Source organism: Clostridium sp. (genome assembly GCF_030532265.1).
In the GTDB taxonomy this organism is placed as follows: Bacteria; Bacillota; Clostridia; order Clostridiales; family Clostridiaceae; genus Clostridium.
On record NZ_JAUNLM010000088.1, the window covers coordinates 1 to 5,032 of the forward strand.

Consider the following 5,032-nt stretch of genomic DNA (forward strand, 5'->3'; position numbering starts at 1 on the left):
TGAATTTAGGGGCATGTATTTTGACCTACTTGCAATATATAAATATATAAAAAAATATAATATTTTTAAACTATATTTAAAAACTTAATTATAATATAGTGAATTATATGCTACAATAATTAACCTTTCTATAATGCATATATTCAAGTATATTTTATAATTCCAATCTTTAATACTAATTTATTTAGTTAATAAAATTTTTATCATTATATGTATAATATTTTATAAAAATCTAATACTAAAAAATCCACAACTAACGTTGCAGATTTTTTAGTATTATAGAATAATTAACTTTAAAATTTACAAATAGTTTTTATAATTAATTATTTTCATCCTCTTCAATCTTCCAGCTTGCTCTAATTTCTTGTGCTCTAGATATAACAGTATTTTTTAAAATATTATCATCTTTTGACTCACAATTATATTCTTCTGGATATATTTCAAGCTCATTTAATTTTTTAATAACCATTTTCATAGATGCCACCTCATCAGTAAAGAATTCACTACCTCTAATTCTTATAAATCTCCAACCTAAACGTTCTAAGATAGATTGTCTATTCATATCCTCTTCTAGCTTGTCTTCACCATGCCATTTTTCTCCATCACATTCAATAGCTATTTTATTACCCTTATAACTTACAACCATATCTATTCTGAATGCCCCAACTTCCCATTGAGGAGTTACATTATATCCTCTATCTATTAAATATTTAATTACCCTTTTCTCAAATTCTGATTCAGCTTTAATTACACTCTTTTCAAATTCTACCTGCCTTGATTTGTAATTGTTGCAATATTCTAACAAACCTTTTCTAATATCACCTTGCTTTAAATCATTTTCATAATCTAGTGAATGAATAAGCCATAACTGATCTTTTGCACGACTTACCGCAACATTATATCTTTTCTTAAACAAATCATCACTTCCAAATGATTGTAATCTCATTGGTCCTTCATTATCATTTACATCTACCATCGTTAAGAATATAATATCTCTTTCATCCCCCTGGAAATTAGACGCATTTCCACATAATATATTTCTGTTATTATATTCTTTAACATCCATTTTACTTTGTAACTTTCTGTCTATAAATGTAGCTTGTTTATCTCCTTTTAATGTTATTACACCGAAACTCTTTCCTTTATATTCCTTTTGCTCACAACATGCTAGTATTAAAGATACTACTGCATCTATTTCCTTCTCATTAATTTTATTCGAAATTATTCCATCTAAAACTCTATAAGTTACTATAGCTGGTTTTGTTTTAATTTGACTAGTTTCACGTAATGCCTTAATATGTCCATTATACGAAAGAATGTTTGAATACTGAATTATTTCAGGAACACATCTAAAATGTTCTTTTAACCTTACTGGCTGATAACCTGATGCTTGTGCTAAATCATATATTGAAAATTTACCATTATATAAAGATTTATGTGGTATATTATCTAAATACTCTTTAGCTAAATTTTCAACATCTTCTGTCTTTTCTCCTATAGCTAAGGGGCTAACTTGTTCATTATCACCCACAATTATTACTTGCTTTCCTAGATACAATGCAACTATTGCCATAACATCTGCTTGACTCGCTTCATCAATAATTACCACATCAAATTTATTTTTCTTCGGATTAAAGTTCTCTACTACTTTATTTAGTGGCATTATCCAAACAGGAACTGCACCCTGACATTCTGGCATTAATTTACGTGCCTCTGATTTTAACTTTTCTGCTTTTTTTCCTTTTCCCTGCCCTATCTTTCTAATAAGCTGTCTCCAACCTTCTATAGCTCTAACCTGCGTTTTATTATTTTCAAAAGATTTTAATTTATACAACCAAGCTTTATTAAATGCAAGTTCAGATGTATTTTTTCTTAAAGCTTTTTCCATATCTAATATATCAGTTTGAATCTCTTCAATATTAACAGAATTCCTATAATCTATTTCCTGTTTAAATTGTGCATATTTCCAAGCATCATTTATATTTAGTGGAATATTTCCCTCTCCAAATTTTCCATTTCTCAATCTTATTTCATTAGCCCACTTTGGTGCTGTTTTTTCCAATTTATCTATTAATTCTCTTCTTCTAATAATATTTTTTCCTATATTTTTTATATCTAATATAGCTTCATAGCATTCTTTATATAAATTTGCATCTTCATTAATCATTGCATTTTGAAGATTACTTATGATTTTACTATTTTTGTTAGATGAATACTTATTAATTATATTTTCAATTTTCTCTTTACTTTGTCTTATTTGTTTATACTTAAGTCTACTTATTTGTGATTGAATCAATTCTATAACTTTTTTACTTAATTCTGTTTTAATATATTTTAAATTGCCATATCTATCACTAGACAAATCTACTCTATTATTAATTTTATCTAAATCTAATCCAACTTCTTTTATATCCTCTTCTACCCTTGCCCAAATATCATTATACCAACTAATATTTTCATTAATTATAGGTATATATTTAATGCATATAGATTCAAAGTTATCGCCCATAACTTCAGTACTATCAGCGCCCAACGGAACCATTTGTCTATTCCATCTATTCTTTAATTTTTCTCTCTCTAATTTTAATGTGTAAAATTTGTCCAAAGCCTTATACTCCTTAGATTTTACAGGAATATGACCATTTACTCTACATGAATTTATAAACAATTTCATTTGTTTATTTAAAAGAAGATTAATTTTTCTTATTTTTCCTCCACTTTCAAGTTTTTTAATTATTTCATCTAATATAGCCTTAACATCTATATTATCATCTAAATTTTTAAATTCAGGGTTATAATTTAAAATATCTTGAGAACATTCTAATGCTATCTTATATACTCTATTAATTTCATTTTTTAAATCAATCCAATTTTGTTTTAATACATCCTCTTTTGAATTTTCTATTATTTCTAAAGTCCATTCATTATTTAAATCAATATTTTTAATAGAATTCTCAACTTTATTTATTACTTCTTTTAAATTCTCTTCATCGACTTTACAAGTATCTTTCCAAAATTCAATTCCATAATTCAATACTTCTTTTTTAAAAGAATTTTTTTTATTAATTAAATTATTAAACTCTATAGGCGTTATTAACTCAGAAATATCTGGTAGGTTATTATTAAATTCATTCTCTTCTTCCTCAGAAATTGCTTCATTGCTTAAATATAACTCTTCTAATTCTTGATAAGTTAACGATAAATTCATACCTTTTTTAATTGGCAAAGGAATCCAACTTGCATTTTCTTTGTGCGTATTAATAAACTTTGCACACTCTTTAGGTTTAAATTCCTTCCCACCTATTACTATAGCTCTGTATTCATTTAATCTTGCATTTTTCAATTCAAGTTTCAAGTGTCCTAATTTTTCAATTTTATATTTTCTATCTCTTTCTAATGAAATTATCCTTTGATTTAAGCTATTTAGCTCTAACCTAGATCTATTTTCATTTATAACATCTAAAGTTTTCTCCATTTCAATTCTACTTTCAGTTGTAGAAAGTAAACTTAAACATAGCGCCTGTAAATTATCAGTAACTTTTTCTTTTAAAACAGATAAAGCCTTCTCACTATAACTTGTAACTAATATATTTTTACCTTGAGACAATAAATGTCCTATCATATTAGCAATCGTATGAGTCTTTCCTGTTCCTGGAGGTCCCTGAACCAAAACAGCGCCTTGCCTTTCTAAATGTTTTGCTACTGCTAATTGATCAGTATTTGCAGGTTTTGTAAGAAGTATATTCTCATCTAAACCATTTGAAGATAATAATGTACTATTCTCTTCAACAATTTTTTTATTAATATTTTTGATGTTATTATCTTCATCTACACCAATTATATCCTTTAAAAAAACTGGAATAGACTCTATCTCATCTAAATCCTCTAAAATAGTATCAATAGCTGATTCAAAGCCCATATTTATTCTCCTAATAAATAAAACAGGTTTTCTAAATATCTGAGGATATTCTTGAAATCTAAAACCTTCTTCATTCTTTAAAAATTTTCCCTTAGGTGATAATGCATTAGCAACTCTGTTAAGAAACGAATTGCTACTATTTATATCAAAAGGTGAAAATTCTTCTTTCTCAAACTCTTTATAAATTTCTAGCAATAATTCTGTATTAGAATCAGGTACTAAGTTAAATATATTTTTATATAATTCTGGACTTTTATCAGATACTTCAATCCTAAACTCAGGAACGTTAGAATCAAATATTAAATTAACTTTTTGAATAATAACAGGGTGATATATTTTCTTTTCAGCACTACATCCTAAAATTCCATCACCAATAATTAATTCCATTGTTTCAGATTCTTTTTTTAATGTCGAATACACTGTATATAACATATTAAATATATCATCAACATAATGTGAAATCTTTTCTTTCTCTAACCAAATATTTCTCTTAGACTTCCATTTTTCTAATGCTATAACTCTTTTATTGTCATCATCAAAATTAACCTTAACTGAATTTTCATCTTCTGTTTCTCTGTATTTTTCTATTTTATTTATGTATTCTTTTACTTTTACTTCTCCTTCAAATTTATTCCATCCTTTTTCAAGCCATTCTCTTAATTCTACCGGTGGCTCAGGACATTCTGTAAACTCAGGTTTACCTACAGTTAATAACTCATCAGACTCATCATCTTCTTTATATATATTATTTTTTATTTTTTCATGATTCGGAATATCATTAAGCCATCTATGCCAATGCTGTGAAGCAATATCTGTTATCGTCGGGTTTTTTATATTATTATATTGCTTTAAAAATTGAAATAGATTGATAACCTTACTCTTATTTTCTTCATTCAGCATTAATTCCCCTCCAAAAGTACTTTTATAAAATTTTATTTTCTACTAACTAATTATACTATATATTTTAAAAAATACCACCTATTAACTTTTTTATTATATTATATATACTATTAATACTTTTAAAATAAAAAAACCACAAAAATCAAAAAATATGATTTTCGTGGTTTTTTATTTGGTGGAGGCGACGGGTGTCGAACCCGTGTCCGAAAGCAG

General features: G+C 26.4%; 1 protein-coding gene. It reads right to left on the reverse strand.

Features of this window, described 5'->3' with window-relative positions:
• Positions 1-319: 319 nt before the first annotated feature.
• Positions 320-4,819, reverse strand: a complete 4,500-nt coding sequence (locus Q4E08_RS11425) for an AAA domain-containing protein (RefSeq protein ID WP_303131065.1) — start codon at positions 4,817-4,819, stop codon at positions 320-322.
• Between the last annotated feature and the right edge of the window lie 213 nt (positions 4,820-5,032).